The sequence below is a fragment of the Shinella yambaruensis genome (assembly GCF_022899355.1).
GTDB classification, from domain to species: domain Bacteria; phylum Pseudomonadota; class Alphaproteobacteria; order Rhizobiales; family Rhizobiaceae; genus Shinella; species Shinella yambaruensis.
In genome coordinates this window covers 269,489-286,757 of sequence record NZ_JALJCK010000007.1, presented here as the reverse complement: position 1 = coordinate 286,757, position 17,269 = coordinate 269,489, and the positions used below count along the sequence as shown (strand labels likewise).

The 17,269-nt window shown below is 65.4% G+C and carries 14 protein-coding genes; 9 read left to right on the top strand and 5 right to left on the bottom strand.

Annotation, left to right across the window (positions count from 1 at the left end; genetic code table 11):
- Positions 1-13 precede the first annotated feature (13 nt).
- Complete coding sequence (gene nosZ / locus MUU56_RS18530) at positions 14-1,927, bottom strand: TAT-dependent nitrous-oxide reductase (RefSeq protein WP_244768757.1); 1,914 nt, start codon at positions 1,925-1,927, stop codon at positions 14-16.
- Positions 1,928-1,949: 22 nt separating this feature from the next.
- Positions 1,950-4,229, bottom strand: a complete 2,280-nt coding sequence (locus MUU56_RS18525; protein ID WP_398432793.1) for a 4Fe-4S binding protein — start codon at positions 4,227-4,229, stop codon at positions 1,950-1,952.
- A gap of 141 nt (positions 4,230-4,370) precedes the next feature.
- Between MUU56_RS18525 and MUU56_RS18520 the strand changes: the two genes are divergently transcribed.
- A complete protein-coding gene (locus MUU56_RS18520; protein WP_244768756.1) occupies positions 4,371-5,237 on the top strand; it encodes a ferritin-like domain-containing protein in 867 nt (288 codons plus the stop codon).
- An 82-nt stretch (positions 5,238-5,319) separates the two neighbouring features.
- Here the strand turns inward: MUU56_RS18520 and ric are convergent, their stop codons facing one another.
- Positions 5,320-5,985 (bottom strand): iron-sulfur cluster repair di-iron protein, encoded by a 666-nt coding sequence (gene ric, locus MUU56_RS18515; RefSeq protein ID WP_244768755.1) that lies wholly within the window; start codon positions 5,983-5,985, stop codon positions 5,320-5,322.
- 450 nt (positions 5,986-6,435) lie between these two features.
- On the opposite strand from ric, the gene proV reads away from it, so the two are divergent.
- From proV to MUU56_RS18495, 4 genes are all read left to right on the top strand, one after another.
- Complete coding sequence (gene proV / locus MUU56_RS18510) at positions 6,436-7,668, top strand: glycine betaine/L-proline ABC transporter ATP-binding protein ProV (protein WP_244768754.1); 1,233 nt, start codon at positions 6,436-6,438, stop codon at positions 7,666-7,668.
- 24 nt (positions 7,669-7,692) lie between these two features.
- Positions 7,693-8,577, top strand: a complete 885-nt coding sequence (locus MUU56_RS18505; protein WP_244768753.1) for an ABC transporter permease — start codon at positions 7,693-7,695, stop codon at positions 8,575-8,577.
- Positions 8,578-8,633: 56 nt separating this feature from the next.
- Positions 8,634-9,509 (top strand): glycine betaine ABC transporter substrate-binding protein, encoded by an 876-nt coding sequence (locus MUU56_RS18500; RefSeq protein WP_244768752.1) that lies wholly within the window; start codon positions 8,634-8,636, stop codon positions 9,507-9,509.
- A gap of 74 nt (positions 9,510-9,583) precedes the next feature.
- Positions 9,584-9,853, top strand: a complete 270-nt coding sequence (locus tag MUU56_RS18495) for a helix-turn-helix domain-containing protein (protein WP_244768751.1) — start codon at positions 9,584-9,586, stop codon at positions 9,851-9,853.
- Positions 9,854-9,856: 3 nt separating this feature from the next.
- Here MUU56_RS18495 and MUU56_RS18490 read toward each other — a convergent pair whose 3' ends face one another.
- The gene (locus tag MUU56_RS18490; protein WP_244768750.1) at positions 9,857-11,140 is read right to left on the bottom strand and encodes a cystathionine gamma-synthase family protein; all 1,284 of its coding nucleotides are present in this window, start codon (positions 11,138-11,140) and stop codon (positions 9,857-9,859) included.
- A 125-nt stretch (positions 11,141-11,265) separates the two neighbouring features.
- Between MUU56_RS18490 and MUU56_RS18485 the strand changes: the two genes are divergently transcribed.
- Positions 11,266-11,724: an Lrp/AsnC family transcriptional regulator gene (locus MUU56_RS18485; protein WP_244768749.1), complete on the top strand. Its 459-nt coding sequence runs from the start codon at positions 11,266-11,268 to the stop codon at positions 11,722-11,724.
- Positions 11,725-11,775: 51 nt separating this feature from the next.
- On the opposite strand, the gene MUU56_RS18480 is transcribed toward MUU56_RS18485, so the two are convergent.
- Entirely contained in the window at positions 11,776-13,107 is a 1,332-nt protein-coding gene (locus MUU56_RS18480; RefSeq protein WP_244768748.1) for a dicarboxylate/amino acid:cation symporter, read from the bottom strand.
- 224 nt (positions 13,108-13,331) lie between these two features.
- Between MUU56_RS18480 and MUU56_RS18475 the strand changes: the two genes are divergently transcribed.
- From MUU56_RS18475 to MUU56_RS18465, 3 genes are all read left to right on the top strand, one after another.
- Positions 13,332-15,173: a sensor histidine kinase gene (locus MUU56_RS18475; protein ID WP_244768747.1), complete on the top strand. Its 1,842-nt coding sequence runs from the start codon at positions 13,332-13,334 to the stop codon at positions 15,171-15,173.
- Positions 15,170-16,549 (top strand): sigma-54-dependent transcriptional regulator, encoded by a 1,380-nt coding sequence (locus tag MUU56_RS18470; RefSeq protein WP_244768746.1) that lies wholly within the window; start codon positions 15,170-15,172, stop codon positions 16,547-16,549. Before MUU56_RS18475 ends, MUU56_RS18470 begins: the two co-directional genes overlap by 4 nt.
- 208 nt (positions 16,550-16,757) lie before the next feature.
- Complete coding sequence (locus MUU56_RS18465; protein ID WP_244768745.1) at positions 16,758-17,204, top strand: VOC family protein; 447 nt, start codon at positions 16,758-16,760, stop codon at positions 17,202-17,204.
- Positions 17,205-17,269: the final 65 nt, after the last annotated feature.

The window sequence follows — 17,269 nt, the reverse complement described above, 5'->3', positions numbered from 1 at the left end:
GTAGGCCGTCACGTCAGGCCGCCTGCGGCTCGACGAACATGCGGCCCTTCATCTCCATGTGCATGGCATGGCAGAACCACGAGCAATAGTACCAGTAGACGCCGGGCTTGTCGGCGGTGAAGGTCACGGAAGCCGTCGCCTGCGGAGCCACTTCCATGTTGATGCCGTAGTTGATGATGGCAAAGCCGTGGCTGAGATCCTCGACCTCGTCGATATTGGTGACATAGACCGTCACCTCGTCGCCCTGCTTGACCGAAAAGGTCTCCAGCCCGAAGGCCGGGGCGGCGGAGGTCATGTAGACGCGCACCTTGTTGCCGTCGCGGATCACCTCGCTGTCGGCCATCAGGTCGATGCCGTCGGCCGCAGCCTGCTTTACCGCATCGGCGAAGAACGGATCGTCACGCTTCCACACATGCACCGGATCGATCTTCGAGTGATGGACGATGGTGGCGTCGTGCGGCTCGGCAAAGGTCGGGTTGTCGTGCACCAGCACCATCTCGTCGCCGGAAATATCGATGAGCTGGTCGTTCTCCGGCTTCAGCGGACCAACGTTGAGATAGCGATCCTTGGAGAACTTATTGAGCGATATCAGCCACTTGCCGTCCGCGTCCTTGGTCTGGCCCATGGAGGTATGGTTATGACCTGGCTGGTAGTGCACGTCGAGCTTCTGGCGGATCGGATCGACCTGCTCGCCCTTGTAGGCGCGCTTGGCATCCTCGATGTTCCATTTGCAGATCTGGCTGTCGATGAAGAGCGTCGTATAGGCGTTGCCCCTGCCGTCATAGGCCGTGTGCAGCGGGCCGAGGCCGAGCTCCGGCGCGGCGACGATCGTCTCCTTCGGCTGGATCTTGTCCTCAAACAGATCGTCGAAGGTGCGCACATCCATGACGGTCACGGTCGGCGAGAGCTTGCCGTTGGCGACGATGTGGATGCCGTCCGGCGCGGTATTCATGCCGTGCGGGCTGTTGGGTATCGGAATATAACGGGTGAACGGCGAGCCCTTGCGCCCGTCGAGAACCGGCACCCCGCCCATCTCGGTGAATTCGCCGCGGGCGACCGCCTCCTCGATGCGCTTCAGGTTGAAGACGACCACCCAGTCCTGTTCGGCTTCCATCATCTCGGCAAGGTTCACGCCCTCCTCCGAGTTGTAGCAGGTGGAGAAGGCGTATTTGCCCTGGTAGTCGGCATCGACATTGTCGAGATTGCCGTCGACCATGATCTGCCAGGCGACCTTCATCGTCTCGCCGTCGACGGCCGAGAAGATCGAGCGGTAATGGGCCTTGTCGTCGAGCACCTTGCCGTCGTTCGGGACCGGCACGCGGTCCTCGCCGTTGCAGAAGACATAGCCGGTCTTCGGATACTTCTGGACGCGCAGGCCATGAACCGTGTGCTGGTTGGGCAGCTGGACGATCTTGTCGCACTTCATCACGTCGAGGCGGATGCGGCAGACGCGGGTGTTCGCCTTGTCGTTGGCGAAGAGGTAGCGCCCGTCATAGGTCCCCTCGGTGAAGGAGGGATGCGGGTGGTGCAGGTCGCCGTTGAGATAGGCGGCAGCGCCCCGCTTGTTCATCAGTTCGCGATATTCCGGCAGCATGCCCTCCGTCAGGATCTTCAGGCTCTCGTTGGTCTGCCCCCAGCCGGTGGCGCTGCAGCGGTTGAAGACCGGGATGCGCATCAGCTCGCGCATGGAGGGAAGGCCGACGATGCGGACCTCGCCTGACTGGCCCGAGGAGAAGAAGACGTAATATTCGTCGAGTTCGCCCGGCTTGACCTCGTAGTTGCCGCTGGCAGCGGCCTGCGCAAGCGCGGGCGCCGCGGTGATCCCGCCGAAGGCGAGCGCGCCGGTTCCCACCGCCCCCGCCGCGACGGCCGTGGAGCCCAGCAATTGGCGGCGGCTCAGACCTGCTTTCGTTTCATCCTGTGGCATGGCATCTCTCCTTGTTCTGGTGTCAGTTCGGCGATCCGGCAGCCGGATCGGGTTTCTCGATGGCGACGCCCCTGTGGGTGATGACCGGCGGAACCGGCCCCGGCCCGCGCGTTGCGGGCGAGGACAGCCGCTCGAACTTCTCCCGCTTCAGCCGCACCTGGATCATGTGCGGACAGCGGTGGTCGTCGTGGTAGAGCTCCTGGCAGTGCATGCAGTAGATGCACTCGTTGACGTTGATCTGTCCCTCGGGATGGATCGCCTGCACGGGGCATTCCTTGGCGCAGCGCTGGCAGGGCGAGCCGCATTCGGGCCAGCGCTTCAGCCATTCGAACATACGGATGCGGCCGGGAATGGCGAGCGCGGCGCCGAGCGGGCAGAGGTAGCGGCAATAGAAGCGCTCGATGAAGAGGCCGAGCGAGAGCAGCGTCAGCGCGAAGAGCACGAAGGGCCAGTCGCGGGCGAACTTCAGGATGATCGCGGTCTTGAACGGCTCGACCTCGGCAAAGACCTCCGCAAGCGCGACCGAGTAGAACGACAGGCCGAACAGGCCGAGGAAGAGGATATACTTCACCGGCCACAGCCGCTCGTGCAGCCAGAACGGCACCTTGATCTGCGGCACCTTCAGCCATTGCGCGAGATTGTTGGTGAGCTCTTGCAGGGCGCCGAACGGGCAGAGCCAGCCGCAGAACGGTCCCCGCCCCCAGAACAGGAGCCCGGCCGCCACCGTCGCCCAGAGGATGAAGATCAGCGGTGCGGAGAGGAAGAACTCCCAGTTGAAGCCGGTGATCAGCGCATTGGTGAAGGTCAGCACGTTGACGACGGAAAGCTGCGCATTGGCATACCAGCCGAGCCAGACGAGGACGAAGACGAGGTAGGAACGCCGCACCCAGACATGCAGCACGGGACGGCGGACGAGCCAGTCCTGGAAGAAGAAGATGGCGGTGAGCAGCAGCAGCGCGAAAGCGGTGATGCCGATCTCGACCATGTTCATGCGCCACATCTGCATCCAGAGCGGTTCGTTCTCGCCCTCGAAGGCTGCGGCGGCCTGTGGTTCGGCTTCGGTCGTGGCGACCGGCACCGGCTTCGTCTTTTCCACGGCGACGTAGCGATCCGGCAGGCTGTAGCCGAGGTCGAAGGGCAGGATGGCCTTGTCGCGCACGCTCCACGAGCGCTGCGCCAGCAATTGCAGCTCCCAGGGCGCCGTCACGTCGAAGGCGAAATCCTCCGGCACGGTGAAAAGCGCGATCTCCCGGAAATGTGGCGCGCCCTCGGCGGCAATGTCGGCAAGCCGCGTGTGCCCCCGGTCGCGGAACCGCACGCCCTGCCCGTCCTGCATCAGCTCGATGCGGTCGAAGATGCCGCCGCGCACATAACCCGATCCCTTGAACGAATAGGCCCCGTCGCCGGCAACGAGTATGGCCTGCTGGCCCGGCCGCAATTTTGCGCGAAGCCGTTCGTAGCCTTCCTTGCCGAGAAGGCTGAGGCCGATCTCCGGCACGCTGGCAGGCGCGATGTAGAGCGAGATGAAACGGTCTTCAGGGCTGCGCGTCTCGGGATGCTGCGCGGCCTTCTCCTCGCCGGCACGCGCGAAAGCCTCGCTTACCTCGCCGACGGACAGGCTGAGGCCACGGATGGAACCGTCGCCGACGAGCGCTTCCCAGGAACGGGCCCCGCCGGCTCCCGCCTTGAGCGTGCGGATCTCGGCCGGCGGCGCGGCACCGGCCGCCGCATCGCCCCCCAGCCGGCCGCTGCGGATGAGCCGCACGGCCGAGCGCACGACGCTGTCGCCCATGACAAGCACCGTCACCGTCGCACCGCTGACGATATCCACCTGCGGCGGCCGCTCCGCGCCCGCGGCGACGCGGCCGATATCGCGGCCGATCAGCGTGTCGAGCGCGGCGACCACCTTCTCCTCGGGAATGCCGATGAGAACGATCGGCTCCTGGTGATGGACCAGCTTGAAGCCGCGCAGCACGCCCTGCGGGTCGATGCCGGCGAGGATGTGGATGGGCTTGCCCGAATAGCCGGTCGCGCTGGTGAAATCGGAATTGAGATAGGCGTAACCGACAAGCGCCTCGCCCTGCCAGACCGGGGCGATCGGCGGTTCGCCCGCCGGCTCGCCGAAACGGTCCGCGCCGGGAAAGAGGTCGGCCGGCTGCGCCTTCGGCAGATATTCCGCAAGCCTTGAGGCGGCCTCCGCCCTCGACACGACCGGCACCGTCGCCAGCAGGGCGAACAGCACCAGCAGAAGGTGCCTCAACCAGGCCGCGGGGCGGATCGTTTTGCGGGTCGGGGTCGGCAGACGGTCTGTCAAGATGGCGCTTTCCGGCAAGGGAGTATCGATGCCGGCATTCTAGGCAAGATACCTCTGCGCAATTTGTTGCAGCACAAACACCGTACCGATCCGCAATGGGAGAGTGCGCATGCAAGGGAGATGCTACCGATGCCGCTACTCGGGAACGAACCTTCGGGCACCGTCGAAACCATGGAAGAGCTCTTCGCCATCGCCGCGGCGATGGAGCAGGAGGCGATCGCGGGCTATGCCTCGCTCGCCGGCCGCATGAGGAAAGAAGGCCGGCACGACCTTGCCGCGGTGTTCGAAAAGCTGGTGGAAGAGGAGAGCGGCCATCTCGGCAATGTCGCCTACTGGTCGCAACGCACGACCGGCAAGGCGCCTGACCCGTCTGCGGTGCGCTGGAGCCTCGACCCGACCTTCGACGACGAGGGCACCTCCCTCGTCGCGCCGGAACTCATCAGCGCCTACCGCGCCTTCTCCATCGCCGTGCGCAACGAGGAACGCGCCTTCGCCTTCTGGACCTATCTCGCCTCCCGCAGCCCCTCGACCCAGCTGCGCGAGGCGGCCGAGCAGATGGCGCGCGAGGAGCTGACGCATGTCGCGACCCTGCGGCGCGAGCGGCGGCGCGCCTTCCATCTCCAGCGCGAGGCCATGTCCGGAGAGGCGCGGCAATGGTCGCTTGCAGCCCTTGAGGAACGGCTGTCCGCGCTGCTTTCGGCAAGGGCTGCCGGCGACGTGAAGGCTCCGGCCGGGGCCATGCTGGCGAACCTCTCGGCTGAGGCCAGTGCCCGCGCGAGCGCCCTCACCCGCCATCCGCTGTCGCCAGCACCGGCACCGGCCTTCGCTTCGCTGGAACCGGCCGTGCTGGAAACCCCGCAGGCCCTCAGCGAAGCCTTGCTCGACGCCTATCTTGATCTTGCAGAGCGCCTTCCCGACGAAGCGGGGCGTGACCGGGCGCAAACCCATGCCGCCCGCATCCTTGACTGCATATCGGCCCTTCGCATGGGCGGCTGAGGGCCTTGGCAGACCAAGGCCCGCGGTCCTGAAAGATCTGCCGACGCCACATGCTCCCAGCCGCGGCGCCGGATCGCCAGCCTCAAGCGGCGGGGGCCTCGAAGCGTGGAAAGAGCACCGTGTTCTCCAGATGCATGTGCATCACGAGATCGTCGGTGAACTTCCTGAGCCCCGTATAGAGCGCCGTCCACGAACCACAGGCGCCGGACGGCAGGGCCATGCCATGGGCGGCATGCTCTATGTCATGGAGGAGCCGGACGGCATCGTCGTGCTCGCGGCGCATCTGCGCGACCGGGTGGGTGATCCGCGTGGCTCCGCCCTGGCGCATCATCGGGAAGACCAGCTGCTCCTCGTTCATCATGTGGCCTTCCAGCTCGTCGCGCAGCGCGGTCAGCGCCGCGGCCAGTCCCGAGGGCGCGGCCGGATGGTCTCCATGGACCCGCTCGACCTTCTCGGCGAGCGGAATCAGGAACGCCAATTCCTGGCGGTGGGTCTCGTGATAGCGGGTGAGGAGGTGGTCGATGAGCGGTCCGGTCTCCTCGGGCGCATCGCGGCCTGCCGCCTGTTCGAGCGCCTCCAGCGCAGCCAGCAGCTCCTCCGGGGAGAGGCCCGCCCGCTCGGCCGCCGCGCGAAGCGGGACATTGCCCGCACAGCAGAAATTGATGGCCGAACGACGAAACAGATCGGCGGCGCCGGGCAGTTCCGCCGCGATCGACGCCACGGTCAGGTCAAGGGAAAGGGTTTGCATCCTGGCTCCTTCACAAGGATTGGGTCTTCCGGTTGTCGCCAGTCCATTGCAGCGGAAGAACACCAGGGTCTTTGTGCAGGGGCAAAGAAGAATCATCTCCGGGGTCCGCACTCCCGGCGGAGTGGAGAACCTGCCGCCATATTTGTCAGGCCAGAGGCAAAGGCGATGTCGCTGGCAGGCCGCCCGAGGCCAGATCGGCGAGCGGCGCAAGCGCCACAGATTCCGGCGCGAAATCGTTCCGGCTCCGAGCTGAAATGAACACACAAATAGAATTTTTTTCTTATCGTGTGGACAATTTGGCATCAATGTGCCAAACAGTGTCCATATTGCGACGCGCTATCGTTTTTGCGAAGCCTTTCGGCTTGCGCGTGTTTCATCCCGCTGAGTGCTTGATCAGCTGACAACCAACAAAGGAGAGCGCCCCGCTTCCGGAGCCGGGCCCAGGACAATATGGCTTTTGCAACTGAGAGCGACCTTTCGGCAAACGACCGAGGGATCAAGATCAGTATCAAGAACGTCTTCAAGGTTTTCGGCGAGCGACCCGACAGGGCCCTCGCGCTCCTGAAGGCCGGAAAGACCAAGGCGGATATCCACGCGGCCACGGGTTGCACCATCGGCGTCGACAATGCCAGCTTCGATATCCGCACCGGCGAGATCTTCGTCATCATGGGCCTTTCAGGCTCCGGCAAGTCTACCATGCTGCGCCTCATCAACCGGCTGATCGAGCCGACATCGGGATCGATCGAGATCGAGGGCCGCGACGTCGCGCGCATGCCGCGCAGCGAGCTGATCGCGCTCCGGCGCCGCGACATCAGCATGGTCTTCCAGTCCTTCGCGCTGCTGCCGAACCGCACCGTCATCGACAATGCCGCCTTCGGGCTGGAGGTTGCCGGCATGGGCGAGGCCGAGCGCAGGCAGCGCGCCCGCGCCGCGCTCAGGGCCGTCGGGCTGGACGGCTATGACGACAGCCGCACCGACCAGCTTTCCGGCGGCATGAAGCAGCGCGTCGGCCTTGCCCGGGCGCTTGCCGGCGAGCCGACCGTGCTCCTGATGGACGAGGCCTTTTCCGCGCTCGATCCGCTCATCCGCACGGAGATGCAGGACGAGCTGGTGCGCCTCCAGGCCGAGCACAGCCGGACCATCGTCTTCGTCAGCCACGACCTCGACGAGGCCATGCGCATCGGCGACCGCATCTGCATCATGCAGAACGGTGCGGTCGTGCAGGTCGGCACGCCCGACGAGATCGTGCTGAAGCCCGCCAACGACTATGTCCGCTCCTTCTTCCGCAATGTCGATGTCTCGCAGGTCTTCCGCGCCGGGGACGTCGCGCGCAAGACGCAGGTGACCATCATCGAGCGCCAGGGCGTCTCCGCTGCCGCGGCCCTGGAACGCATGGAGCATTTCGACCGGGATGTCGCCATCATCCTCGGCCGCGACAAGACCTTCCACGGCATGGTCAGCCGCACATCGCTGATCGAGACCAGCCGCGACGGCGCGAGCGATCCCTATCGCCGGGCGTTCCTGCCGGGCATCGAGCCGATCCCCGCCTCGGAAAACCTCGCCAACGTCCTCGGCAAGGTCGCCGCCAGCGCCTTTCCGGTCCCGGTCGTCGACGAGGCCAACCGCTACCTCGGCTCGATCAGCAAATCCGCGCTTCTCGAAGCGCTCGACCGCACCGCCTGATCCCGCCAGCCCGGAGAAAAATCCATGACATTCGATATCGGCGACGGCGTCGACAACGCCGTCAACTACATCCTCGACAACTTCGCCCCGCTGCTCGACTTCATCGCCGCCGTGATCGGCGCGGTGACGAACGGCATCCAGGCGGCGCTTCTCGCAACGCCGATGCCTGTCGGCCTTGCGATCTTCGTGCTGCTGTCGCTCTGGCGCGTCGGCTTCGGCTTTGCCGCCTTCACCGCCGCCGCGCTCTGGCTCGTCGATCATATGGGCCTGTGGTCCGCCGTGATGGAGACGCTGTCGCTGGTTCTCGCCTCGACGCTTGTCGCCATGCTCGTCGGCCTGCCGCTCGGCATCGCCATGGCGCGCAGCGACCGGGTCGCGGCCGTCGTCCGCCCCGTGCTCGACCTCATGCAGACCATGCCCGCCTTCGTCTACCTGATCCCGGCTGCGATGTTCTTCGGCCTCGGCGCCGTGCCCGGCACCATCGCGACCGTCATCTTCTCGATGCCGCCGGTCGTGCGCCTCACCAATCTCGGCATCCGCCAGGTGCATGTGGAATATATCGAGGCCGGCAACGCCTTCGGCTGCACGGCCCCGCAGCTGCTCTTCAAGGTGCAGCTGCCCAACGCCATGCCCTCCATCATGGCCGGCATCAACCAGACGATCATGCTGTCGCTGTCCATGGTGGTGATCGCCTCGATGATCGGCGCGGGCGGTATCGGCAACACGGTGCTGACCGGGATCCAGCGTCTCGATGTCGGCACCGGTTTCGAGGGCGGCATCGCCGTCGTCATTCTCGCGGTGATCCTCGACCGGATCACCCAGAGCCTCGGAAAGGAACGCGCCGGCCTCTGGCGCACCGTCTTCCGAACCCGGACGCAGGCCCCGGCGGCGTCCATCGCCACGGCCTGACGCCCGAAAGCCGGCGGCGCGCGCCGCCGAATGCGAACCTTCCAAAAGGAGCAAAGATGTTCAAGACACTCGTTACCCTCGGCCTTGCGGCCGGAATGTTCATCGGTGCGGCCGGCACGACGCTGGCCGAAGACAAGGCGCCGGTGAAGATCGGCTGGGCCGCCTGGTCCGACGCCGAATTCGTGACGAAGCTTGCCGCCAAGCTCATCAAGGACGAACTCGGCCACGAGGTCGAGCTCGTCCAGACCGACGTCGCGCCGCTCTACCAGGGCGTCGGCCGCGGCGACCTCGACGTCATGATGATGGCCTGGCTGCCACAGACCCATGCCGACTACTTCGCCAAGGTGAAGGACAAGGTGACGACGCTCGGCACCGTCTATGACGGCGCGAAGCTCGGCTGGGTGGTGCCCGCCTATGTGCCGGAAGACGCCATCGCCTCCATCGAGGACCTGAAGAAGGACGACGTGAAGGCGAAGCTGAAGGGCAGCATCGAGGGCATCGATCCTGGCGCCGGCCTCACCCGCCTTTCGGAACAGGCGGTCAAGGACTACGACCTCGACGGCTACAAGCTGCAGATCTCCAGCGAAGCCGGCATGCTGACGACGGTCGACCGGGCGATCCGCAAGGAGGAATGGTTCGTCGCCACTTCCTGGAGCCCGCACTGGATGTTCGGCAAATACGAGCTGCGCTACATCGACGACCCGAAGGGCACCCTCGGCAAGGCCGAGCATGTCGATGTGATCGCCCGCAAGGATTTCGACAAGGACAATCCGGAGGTCGCGGCCTTCCTGTCGCGCATGAAGCTGCCGATCGGCGACCTCGAGGCCGCGATGTTCGACGCGCAGGAGACCTCGTATGAGAAGGCCGTCGACGCGTACATCGCGAACCATGCCGACCAGATCAAGGCCTGGCTTGCCAAGGAAGACGGCTGACGCCGGCCGCAGGACCGACAGCCTGCCTCGCGCGAACCGCGCGGGGCATCCCTCCACGAACAAAGGATATCGACATGTACAACGACGCCACGCTTGCCCCAAGGACCGCTGTCGACACGGCCTATGACACGATCGGCGGGCGGATTTCGCTCGCGCGCGATGCCGTCGGCCTTACCGTCGAAGAGATCTCCGCCATTGCCGGCGTGACGGTCGAGACCTGGACCAACTGGGAGAACGACCGCGCGGAGCCCCGCGCCAACCGCCTCGACATGCTCGCGCGCATCCTGCAGGTCAGCATCGCCTGGCTGCTCGACGGGCAGGGCAAGGGGCCCATGGAGAGCTAAGTCCTAGCTTGCGTCGAGCGCCTGCACCAGATCGGCCACCAGGTCATCGGGATGCTCGATGCCGATGGACAGGCGAATGGTCGATTCGAGCACGCCGATGCGCTGGCGCACCTCGACGGGGATACCCGAATGGGTCATCGTCGCGGGATGCGAGGCGAGCGATTCCGTGCCGCCGAGGCTGACAGCGAGCTTGAAGATCTTCAGCGCGTTGAGGAACCGGAACGAGGCCGGCTGCCCGCCCTTTATGTCGAAGGAGAAGGTCGAGCCGGCACCGCTGCACTGGGTGGCAAAGGTCCGGCCGGCCGGCGATGCGGGGTCGTAGAAGGGCAGGTAGTGGATCGCCTCCACCTTGGGATGCTCGCGCAGGAATTCGGCGACTGCTGCCGCATTGCTGTTCGCCCGCTCCATGCGGATCTGCAGCGTCTCCAGCGAGCGCCCGAGCATCCAGCAGGAATGCGGGTCGAGCTGCGTGCCGATCGCGCCGCGCAGCGCCTTGACCTGCTTCATGACCGCCTTGCGGCCGAGGGCCGCCCCGGCGATCAGGTCCGAATGACCGCCGACATATTTGGTCAGCGAATAGAGCGAGAGATCCGCCCCATGCTCGATCGGCCGCTGGAAGACCGGGCCGAGCAGCGTGTTGTCGCAGGCAACGACCGGCACATGCCCCTGCCGCTTGCCGATCGCATCGGCGACCCGGCGGATCATCGCGATATCGACGAGGCTGTTGGTGGGGTTTGCCGGCGTTTCGACGAGGATCACGGAGACGCGGCCCTTCTGCATCGCCGCCTCCGCCGCGGCCTGCACCGACGCCTCGCTGACGCCATCGGCAAAACCCACGGCCGAGACGCCGAGATTGAGGAAGGTCTTTGCCAGCAGGGTTTCGGTGCCGCCATAAAGGGGCTGCGAATGCAGCACGGCATCGCCCGGCCGCACGAGGGCGAGGAGCGTGGTGGCGATCGCCGACATGCCCGAGGAGAACAGCGCACAGCTTTCCGTCCGCTCGTAGACGGCCAGGCGATCCTCGACGATCTCGCTGTTGGGATGGTTGAAGCGCGAATAGACGAGGCCGGCGCCCCTGCCTTCCGGCGGCTCCTTGCGCCCGGAGACGTAGTCGAAGAAGTCGCGCCCGTCCTCGGCGGATGCGAAGACGAAGGTCGACGTCAGGAAGACCGGCGGCTTGACGGCGCCTTCGGAGAGTTCTGGATCATAGCCATAGTTCAGCATCTGCGTTTCGGGATGCAGGGCGTGGTTGCCGATATGGGTTCTCGACGGATGCGGCGCGGTCATGAAACGTCTCCCTCGTTCGTGTAGCGATCTCCAACGACAAATTATATCAGAGGCGGCGGCGTTTCCTTGCTATTTGGTGCGGCTTGTTGTTTTTTAAAGCAACTTCTTGCGAGGAAAGCTGAAAATTGTCGCAGAAAATTGCAGATGACATCGACCGGCGCATCCTGCGCGAGCTCGCCGCGGATGCCCGCATCACCAACAACGAACTGGCCGAGCGCGTCGGCCTGTCCGCATCGGCGTGCCTGCGACGGCTGCGGCGCCTCGAGGAAACCGGGATTATCCGCGGATATACCACGATCATCGATCCGGCCGTCGAGGGCTGGACGATGACCGCCATCGCGTCGATCCGCCTCAGCCGCCAGCACGACGACGAAATCCGCATGTTCGAGGAGGCCGTCAAGGGCTGGGACGAGGTGATCGAGTGCCAGCTGGTGACGGGTGCGCGGGACTATGTGCTGATGGTGATGAGCGCCGGCCTCGATCACTACGAGCGCTTCATCAAGGACAAGATCGCCAAGCTGAAATGCGTCGACACGATCGAGACCAGCTTCGTGATGAACACGATCAAGGCGCGGCGATCCTAGCGCCGCGCCTTGAGGAGGCTGCAAATTCCAGGGCTCAGGCGAGGGCCGCGGTCACTCCGCCGGCTGCAGGACCGGCACTGGTACCGGTGTTTCCTCGATGCCGCCGCTCAGCGCCGCATTCAGCTTGGCGACGTCCAGCTCGTCTTCCCACCGGGCGACGACGATCGTCGCGACGGCATTGCCGATGAAGTTGGTAAGCGCCCGGCACTCCGACATGAAACGGTCGATGCCGAGGATGAGCGCCATGCCGGCAACCGGCACGGAGGGCACGACGGAAAGCGTCGCGGCAAGCGTGATGAAGCCGGCACCGGTAATGCCAGCGGCGCCTTTTGAGCTCAGCATCGCCACGAGCAGCAGCAGGATCTGGTCGCCCATCGACAGCGGAATGTCGACGGCCTGCGCGATGAAGAGCGCGGCAAGCGTCATGTAGATATTCGTGCCGTCGAGATTGAACGAGTAGCCCGTCGGAATGACGAGGCCGACGACCGAGCGCTTGCAACCCGCCCGTTCCATCTTCTGCATCAGGCCCGGAAGCGCCGCCTCGGACGAAGACGTGCCGAGGACGAGCAGCAGCTCTTCCTTGATATAGCGGATGAGCGCGATGATCGAGAAGCCGTTGTACCGGGCAACGGTGCCCAGCACGACGAAGACGAAGAGGAAGGCGGTGAGGTAGAAGGTGGCGATCAGGAAGGCGAGGTTGGCGACCGAGCCGATGCCGTATTTGCCGATGGTGAAGGCCATGGCACCGAAGGCACCGATCGGCGCCGCCTTCATGAGGATGGCGACCAGCCGGAAGATCGGCGTCGTCAGGGCCTGCAGGAAATCGACGACGGGCTTGCCCTGCTCGCCGACCATGCCGAGCGCAATGCCGAACAGCACCGAGAAGAACAGCACCTGCAGGATGTCACCCTCGGCGAAGGCGCCGACGATGGTTTGCGGTATGATGTTCATCAGGAAGCCGGTGATGGTGGATTCATGCGCCTTGCTGGCATAGGTCGCCACCGCATCGGCGTCGAGCGAGGCCGGATCGATATGCATGCCGGCGCCAGGCTGCACGACATTGGCGACGAGCATGCCCACGGCGAGCGCGAGCGTGGAGAAGGTGAGGAAATAGATCATCGCCTTGCCGGCAACGCGCCCCACCTTCTTGAGGTCCGACATGCCGGCAATGCCGGTCGCGACCGTCAGGAAGATCACCGGCGCGATGATCATCTTGACGAGCCGGATGAAGGCATCGCCGAGCGGCTTCAGGCCGGCGCCGAAATCGGGATAGTAGTGGCCGACCAGCATGCCGGCGACGATGGCGACGATCACCTGGACATAGAGGTGGCGGTAGAACGGCAACGGGCCACGGTCGGGCGTGGCGACAGACGAGATGTGCATGGCTTCCTCCTTTCGCACCCCAACCAGCGCACTGGCTCTTCCCGGGGTGGCTTTGCTGCAATCGCAGGAGGTTCAGCAAGCGGCGTGCCAGTTTGCATTTCTTCATTTAAGTGGCTGTAATAAATAAATTATTTTAAAACCATGCAAATCTCTAAAAGCAAAGGAGTGCGGGTTTTCGCACTATTCTTCTTGAGGATCGTGCGGTTTCATGCTCAAAATCTCCGATGAACCCGCTTCCGACGACGAGCAGCCAGATCGCCCTCGACCGCGCGACGCGGCGGCAATGGGTGGCGTTCGCCATTGCCGTCCTCGTCCTCACTCTTGCCGCGCTCCACGCTGCCGGCCTCTACGGCCGCGCCTCGGCCCTTTCGGGACTTGAGGCGCAGGGCCGGATCGATGCGAACCTCAAGGTCGCGCTCCTGCAGGCCGTTCTGGAACGCCCGCGGGCCCTTCCCTTCCTGCTGTCCCGCGACCGGGACGTCATGGAGGCCCTGGCAGACACCGACGCCGCCCGGCGCTCCTTCCTCGACCGCAAGCTGGAGGAACTGGTTGCCGGCACCAATGCGGCGGTGATCTATGCCATCGACGGCAAGGGCGCGGCGATCGCCGCCAGCAACTGGCGCGAGCCGACGAGCTTCGTCGGCAACGACTATTCGTTCCGCGCCTACTTTTCCCGCGCGATGGCGGAGGGCACGGCAGAGCATTTCGCGCTCGGCTCGGTCAGCAAGCGGCCCGGCCTCTACATTTCCCACCGGATCGGCCCGGCCGCCGCGCCCCTCGGCGTCATCGTCGTCAAGATGGAATTCGACCAGCTGGAGCGCGACTGGCACGAAACGCAGCGTCCGTCCTACGTGGTGGATGCCAATCATGTGGTGCTGATCACCAGCATCCCCTCCTGGCGCTTCATGACCACGCAGCCGCTGCCGGCCGAAAGCCTCGCGGCCATTCGCGAAAGCCTGCAGTTCGGCGAGGCGCCCCTCGCCCCCCTCCCCTTCGATCCGGTGGAGGGAAGCCTGCTGCTGCGCGCCGTCCAGCCGGGCGGCGGCGCGGAGACCTATCTCAGGATCATCGCGCCCGTCGCCTCGACGCCGTGGCATTTCGAATATCTCGTACCGGCCCGCGGCGCCGTCGACGCCGGCATGCGGGAGGCGCGCCTCCTGGCCCTCGTGGCCGTCGGCGCGGTCACACTCATAGCCGCGCTCTGGCTGCGCCGGCGCCAGACGGCGCTTGCCGACGCCGCGCGCGACCAGGCGGCGCGCGAAGAACTCGAACGCCGCGTGATCGAGCGCACGCGCGACCTCAGCCTCGCCCGCGACCACCTGCAGGCCGAGATTGCCGATCACCGGGAAACCGAAACGAAGCTGCAGGCCGTGCAGGAGGACCTGGTGCAGGCCAACCGGCTCGCCATCCTCGGCCAGGTCGCCGCCGGCGTCGCCCATGAAATCAACCAGCCGCTCGCCACCATTCGCGCCTATGCCGACAATGCAAAGGTTTTTCTGACGCGCAACCGGCCAGAGCCGGCAAAGGAGAACCTCGATCTCATCGCCGGCCTCACCGACCGGATCGCCGGCATCACGGAAGACCTGAAGGCGCTGGCGCGCAAGGGGCGCACCGCCGCGGAGCCCGTCGTGCTGCAGGAGGTCATCGACGGCGCGATCCTCCTGCTGCGCAGCCGCTTCACCGGCCGGCTCGAACGCCTGATCGTCGCCCCGCTGTCGGAGGGCCTGCGCGTGACCGGCAACCGGCTGCGGCTGGAACAGGTCTTCATCAACCTGTTCCAGAACGCCCTCGAGGCCGTGGAGGACCGCGCGGACGGGCGCGTTACTGTCTCCATCGCCGCCGGGAAAAGCGATGTCGTCGTTTCGGTGGCCGACAACGGTCCCGGCCTGCCGGCCGACATCCTCGCCTCGCTCTTCGAGCCGTTCAACACCTCCAAGGAAAAGGGCCTCGGCCTTGGCCTCGTCATCGCCAAGGACATCGTCTCCGATTATGGCGGCCGGCTGGAGGTCGAGACGGGCGAGCGCGGCGCCACCTTCCGGGTCCACCTGCGAAAGGCTGACGCATGAGCACGCCCGTTCTCCTCATCGATGACGACAGGCAGCTTCTGCGCGCCACGGCCCAGACGCTGGACCTCGCGGGCTTTGCCGTGTCGCCGCTCGGTTCCGCCGCCGAGGCGCTGGACCTGCTGAACACGGATTTTGCCGGCGTCGTCGTCTCCGACATCCGCATGCCCGGCATGGACGGCCTCCAGCTTTTCGCGCGCGTTCGCGCGCTCGACGCCGAGATCCCGGTCGTGCTCGTCACCGGCCACGGCGACATCGCAACGGCGGTCAAGGCCATCCAGGAGGGAGTCTACGATTTCATCGCAAAGCCCTTTCCCGCCGAACGGCTGATCCAGTGCGTCCAGCGCGCGGCGGAAAAACGCAGCCTCGTCCTGGAGAACCGTCGCCTGCGGGAAAGCGTCCGGCAGGCAGAGGACGACATCCCCCTGATCGGCCAGACGCCGGCGATGGACCGGCTTCGCCAGACGTTGCGCCAGATCGCCGATACGGATGTCGACGTGCTCGTCACTGGCGAGACAGGGAGCGGCAAGGAGGTCGTGGCCCGTCTGCTGCATGGCTGGAGCCGCCGGGCGAAGGGTAACTTCGTGGCGCTCAACTGCGGCGCCCTGCCCGAGCAGGTTATCGAAAGCGAGCTTTTCGGCCATGAACCCGGCGCCTTCACCGGCGCGCAGAAGAAACGCATCGGCCGCATCGAACATTCGAGCGGCGGCACGCTTTTCCTCGACGAACTGGAAAGCATGCCGCTTTCCACGCAGGTCCAGATGCTGCGCGTGCTCGAACTGCGCGAGGTGACGCCGCTCGGCACGAACGAGGTCCGGCCGGTGGATATCCGCATCGTCGCGGCCGCCAAGGTCGATCTCGCCGATCCCGCCCAGCGGAAGACCTTCCGCGAAGACCTCTACTACCGGCTGAACGTCGTTTCCCTCACCATTCCGCCGCTGCGCGAGCGCCGTGAGGACATTCCGCTGCTGTTCAGCTATTTCGCCGAGCGCGCCGCCCGGCGCTTCCAGCGCGCGGCGCCCGGTCTTTCGGCCGATATCCTGCGCCACCTGCGCGAGCACGACTGGCCCGGCAATGTGCGCGAACTCTCCCATTTCGCCGAGCGCACCGTGCTCGGCATGACGTCCGCGGTGCTTTCGTCGCAAAGCCCCTCGCCCGAGACCGGCGGCGCCGGCTCGCTGCCGGAACGGCTGGAGCGGCTCGAGGCCGAGATCATCCGCGACACGCTCAGCGCCCATGACGGCGACGTGCAGGAAACGATCGCCGCCCTCGGCATCCCGCGCAAGACCTTCTACGACAAGCTCCAGCGCCACGGCATCGTCCGGCGGGATTTTTCCGCCGGAAGCGACAAGGCGGCCCCGGCGAAAACCCGTCGTTGACAGGGTCTCTCAGCGGTTGGGAAGGCCGGATGCTTGACGGGCCGATATCATGGGCCGATCTCTCAATCTTGTTTGCCTCGCGTGGCTATACGAGAGGCCCTGCCACGGGTTGACTCTGCAAGCCGTTTACGTTGATATCAACATCAATATCCCCAGGCAGCGGATCCTGCGTCGCGGACAAAACGACAACCACGAGGAGGAATGAAGCATGAAGATCGTGACCAGCCTGAGTTTCCAGGGACAGTGCCGCGAGGCATTCGAATTCTACGCCAAGGTTCTGGGCGGCAAGATCACCGCCGCCATGCCCTATGGCGAAGGCCCGCCGGACATGCCGATCAGCGATGCGAAGTACAAGGACTGGCTGATGCACTGTTGGCTGGACGTCGGCGACCAGGCACTGATGGGCGCCGACATGGATGTCGGATGGGCGCCCAACATCGACAAGCCCAAGAACGGCTTCGACGTCACGCTGCACACCACGGACAAGGCCGAGGCACAACGCTGGTTCGACCAGCTCGCCGAAGGCGGCAAGGCCGTCATGCCGTTCGGCGAGACCTTCTGGTCGCCGGGGTTCGGCTCCGTGGTCGACAAGTTCGGCGTCCCGTGGATGATAAACTGCATTCCTCCGGCGGACTGGAAGCCGGCGCAGGGCTGACAGGCGGCCGCTTGCCCGCCCGCAATCCACCGCCCCGGCTCCGGGGCGGCGTTCTCCTTACCGGT

What these genes read in the sequence shown, in the direction of transcription:
- MUU56_RS18475 (WP_244768747.1), top strand. Translation starts at nt 13,332, where the DNA reads ATGAACCCGCTTCCGACGACGAGCAGCCAGATCGCCCTCGACCGCGCG.
- MUU56_RS18480 (WP_244768748.1), bottom strand. Translation starts at nt 13,107, where the DNA reads ATGCACATCTCGTCTGTCGCCACGCCCGACCGTGGCCCGTTGCCGTTC.
- nosZ (WP_244768757.1), bottom strand. Translation starts at nt 1,927, where the DNA reads ATGCCACAGGATGAAACGAAAGCAGGTCTGAGCCGCCGCCAATTGCTG.
- MUU56_RS18500 (WP_244768752.1), top strand. Translation starts at nt 8,634, where the DNA reads ATGTTCAAGACACTCGTTACCCTCGGCCTTGCGGCCGGAATGTTCATC.
- MUU56_RS18490 (WP_244768750.1), bottom strand. Translation starts at nt 11,140, where the DNA reads ATGACCGCGCCGCATCCGTCGAGAACCCATATCGGCAACCACGCCCTG.
- ric (WP_244768755.1), bottom strand. Translation starts at nt 5,985, where the DNA reads ATGCAAACCCTTTCCCTTGACCTGACCGTGGCGTCGATCGCGGCGGAA.
- proV (WP_244768754.1), top strand. Translation starts at nt 6,436, where the DNA reads ATGGCTTTTGCAACTGAGAGCGACCTTTCGGCAAACGACCGAGGGATC.
- MUU56_RS18505 (WP_244768753.1), top strand. Translation starts at nt 7,693, where the DNA reads ATGACATTCGATATCGGCGACGGCGTCGACAACGCCGTCAACTACATC.
- MUU56_RS18465 (WP_244768745.1), top strand. Translation starts at nt 16,758, where the DNA reads ATGAAGATCGTGACCAGCCTGAGTTTCCAGGGACAGTGCCGCGAGGCA.
- MUU56_RS18495 (WP_244768751.1), top strand. Translation starts at nt 9,584, where the DNA reads ATGTACAACGACGCCACGCTTGCCCCAAGGACCGCTGTCGACACGGCC.
- MUU56_RS18520 (WP_244768756.1), top strand. Translation starts at nt 4,371, where the DNA reads ATGCCGCTACTCGGGAACGAACCTTCGGGCACCGTCGAAACCATGGAA.
- MUU56_RS18470 (WP_244768746.1), top strand. Translation starts at nt 15,170, where the DNA reads ATGAGCACGCCCGTTCTCCTCATCGATGACGACAGGCAGCTTCTGCGC.